The organism is Rhodococcus sp. R1101, assembly GCF_000278445.1.
Classification (GTDB): domain Bacteria; phylum Actinomycetota; class Actinomycetes; order Mycobacteriales; family Mycobacteriaceae; genus Rhodococcus; species Rhodococcus gordoniae.
The window spans coordinates 1-3,139 of sequence record NZ_AJVB01000460.1 but is presented as its reverse complement, the minus strand read 5'-3'; the positions used below and the strand labels follow the sequence as shown (position 1 = coordinate 3,139).

Below are 3,139 nucleotides of genomic sequence, written 5' to 3'. Positions count from 1 at the left end.
CCCACGGCAGATACGAGACGTCGGAGTCCTCCCCCATGCCGGTGGGCAGTTCGACGCCGGGGGCGAGAGCGCCGACGCGTTCGCTCCAGTCCGCCGGGATCGGCGTGCTCGGGTCGATCTCGCGGTCCAGCGCCGCCGCGATCAGGTGCGTCCATGCGCGAGGAACCACCCGCACGAGGCCGTACCCGCCACCGCCGACGGCGAGCCAGCGGCCTTCGCAGTAGCGATCGGCGAGATCCCGCATCGCGAGATACGACGCGCGTTGACCGTCGACGGTGAGCGAGAGGTCGGCGAGGGGATCCTCGCGGTGGCTGTCGGCTCCGCACTGACTGATGAGGATCTGCGGGCGGAACGCCGCGACAGCGCCCGGCACGACGGCGTGGAAGGCGCGCAACCACAACGCGTCCACGGTGCCCGGCAGGACGGGAAGGTTGATCGCGGTGCCCTCGGCCGGGCCTGCGCCGACCTCGCTGGACCATCCGGTGTTGGGCCACAGGGTCGCGGGATGCTGGTGCAGCGAGATGGTGAGGACCCGGGGGTCGCCGAGGAATGCGTGCTGCACGCCGTCACCGTGGTGGGCGTCGACGTCGATGTAGGCGATGCGGTCGTAGCCGTGGTCGAGCAACCACGAGATCGCGATGGCGGCATCGTTGTAGACGCAGAATCCGGCGGCCCAGTCGGCCATCGCATGGTGCATGCCGCCGCCGATGCTCACCGCGCGCCGGGCCCGGCCGCTCGCGATCTCGCGCGCGGCCGCCAGCGTGCCTCCGGCGAGGGTCGCGCTGGCCTCGTGCATGCGGGGGAAGATCGGGTTGTCCTCGGTTCCGAGACCGTGCGGGGCGTCGGCCGGAGGTGCCGCTCCCTCCGGGGCGGAACCCGCGCGCTTGACTGCGTCGACGTAGGACGCGGTGTGGATGCGCAACAGATCGGTGTCGTCCGCAGGGGACGGACGGACCGTCTCGACGCCTTCGAGGAGACCGAGACTGCGGGACAGCGCCATCGTGAGATCGAGACGCGTGGGGTTCATCGGATGCGTCGGACCCCACCGGTAGTCGAGGTAGTCGGGGCTCCACACCACTATCCGATCGCCGCTCAGCTGTGTCGTACCGCCCGCCGCGGTGGAGCTCGTGGTCATGGACACAGACGCTACTGCGCCGCCCACGGACATGCGAGCCTCGGAGCGCGCCCCCACCGTCCTGTTCGCACGGTTAGAATCGGCCCGGACGAAGGGGTGTGAGAGTGAAGGACCTGGTCGATACAACGGAGATGTATCTCCGGACCATCTACGACTTGGAAGAGGAAGGCGTGGTGCCGCTGCGCGCGCGCATCGCCGAACGCCTCGAGCAGAGCGGACCGACGGTCAGCCAGACCGTGGCCCGCATGGAACGCGACGGTCTGCTCCGTGTCGCCGGCGACCGGCACCTGCAGCTCACCGAGAAGGGTCGCGATCTCGCGGTGTCCGTGATGCGCAAGCACCGGCTCGCGGAACGGCTTCTCGTGGACGTGATCGGTCTCGACTGGGAGAACGTGCACGCCGAGGCGTGCCGTTGGGAGCACGTGATGAGCGAGGAGGTCGAACGCCGCCTCGTCGAGGTGCTCAACAACCCGACCACCTCGCCCTACGGCAACCCGATCCCGGGGCTGGCGCAGCTGGGTCTCGACCGTACGGCGGCCCTCGACGAGAAGCTGGTGCGGCTGACGGAGATCCCCCACGGCAAGCCGACCGCCGTCGTGGTGCGCCGGCTCGCCGAGTACGTCCAGTCCGATCCGGAGGTCATCGCCCGGCTGCGTGAGGCCGGTGTCGTCCCGGACGCGCGGGTTACAGTCGAGACGCGACCGGGCTCGGTGTCCATCACCGTGGCCGGTCACGACAGCTTCGAGCTTTCCGACGAGATGGCCCATGCCGTGCAGGTGAAGCAGGTCTGACACAGACCCCTTTTCGCATGTCCGGTACGGGCATGCGAAAAGGGGATGTACAGCGTGAGACTTCTGGTGACCGGCGGCGCCGGCTATGTGGGCAGCGTGTGCACGACCGTGCTGCTCGAACAGGGCCACGACGTCGTGGTCGTCGACGATCTGTCCACCGGGAATGCCGAAGCGGTACCGGCGGGCGCCGAGTTCGTCGAGGGCGACATCGCGGCCGTCGCCGACGATCTGCTGTCCGGAACCGGTCCCCGCTTCGACGGCGTCCTCCACTTCGGAGCGCAATCACTGGTCGGTGAGTCGGTGGAGTGCCCCGAGAAGTACTGGCAGGGCAACGTGGTGACCACCCTCTCCCTGCTCGAGGCCATCCGCCGCTCGGGTACGCCGCGACTGGTCTTCTCCTCGACCGCCGCGACCTACGGCGAGCCCGAGAGCGTGCCGATCACCGAGGACGCGCCCACCCGTCCCACCAACCCGTACGGGGCGTCGAAGCTCGCCATCGATCACGCGATCTCGTCCTACGCACACGCGCACGGTCTCGCCGCGACGAGCCTGCGGTACTTCAACGTCGCCGGCGCCTACGGCGGCGCCGGCGAGAACCGGGTCGTCGAGACGCATCTGATCCCGCTGGTGCTGCAGGTCGCTCTCGGTGTGCGCGATCGCATCTCCGTGTTCGGCACCGACTGGCCGACCAAGGACGGCACCGCGGTGCGCGACTACATCCATGTCAAGGATCTCGCCGACGCCCACGTGCTGGCATTGACGAAGTCCGAACCCGGCCGGCACGGCATCTACAACCTCGGCAGCGGAGAAGGTTTCACCGTCCGCGAGGTCGTCTCGGCCTGCGAGCGGGTCACGGGCCTTCCGATCGCAGCGGTCGACGCACCGCGCCGCGCCGGTGATCCGGCCGTTCTCATCGCCTCCAGCAGCCGCGCGATGTCCGAACTCGGGTGGAACCCTCAGCACACCGATCTCGACGAGATCGTCTCCGACGCGTGGGAGTTCACCCGGTCCCTCGGCGACCGACTGCACGCCGTTCGGCGCCGCTGAGCGCTGTGCGGTGTGAACCGCGTGCACGATAGCCGTCAGGACGACTCGTCGTCGCGCGGCAGCCCGAGTCCCAATCTCATCGCGATCTCGTGGCCTGTCTCGGCGAGGCCGCGGATCGCATCGGGCCGCAGCCCCGCCTGCAACGCCTGGTCCAGCAGATCCGAAA

3 protein-coding genes are annotated in these 3,139 nt (G+C 69.2%); 2 read left to right on the top strand and 1 reads right to left on the bottom strand.

The genetic code is table 11. The features are described from left to right. The coding region (locus tag R1101_RS0119860; RefSeq protein WP_037224227.1) for an acetoin utilization protein AcuC at window positions 1-1,135 on the bottom strand (1,135 nt) is incomplete at its 3' end. 104 nt (window positions 1,136-1,239) lie between these two features. On the opposite strand from R1101_RS0119860, the gene R1101_RS0119855 reads away from it, so the two are divergent. Together R1101_RS0119855 and galE are read left to right on the top strand one after the other, a co-directional pair. Next, on the top strand, window positions 1,240-1,926 hold the full coding sequence (locus tag R1101_RS0119855) for a metal-dependent transcriptional regulator (protein ID WP_016935055.1): 687 nt from the start codon (window positions 1,240-1,242) through the stop codon (window positions 1,924-1,926). Between the two features lie 54 nt (window positions 1,927-1,980). Continuing rightward, the gene (galE, locus tag R1101_RS0119850; RefSeq protein ID WP_026003492.1) at window positions 1,981-2,973 is read left to right on the top strand and encodes a UDP-glucose 4-epimerase GalE; all 993 of its coding nucleotides are present in this window, start codon (window positions 1,981-1,983) and stop codon (window positions 2,971-2,973) included. The last annotated feature ends 166 nt before the right edge of the window (window positions 2,974-3,139 follow it).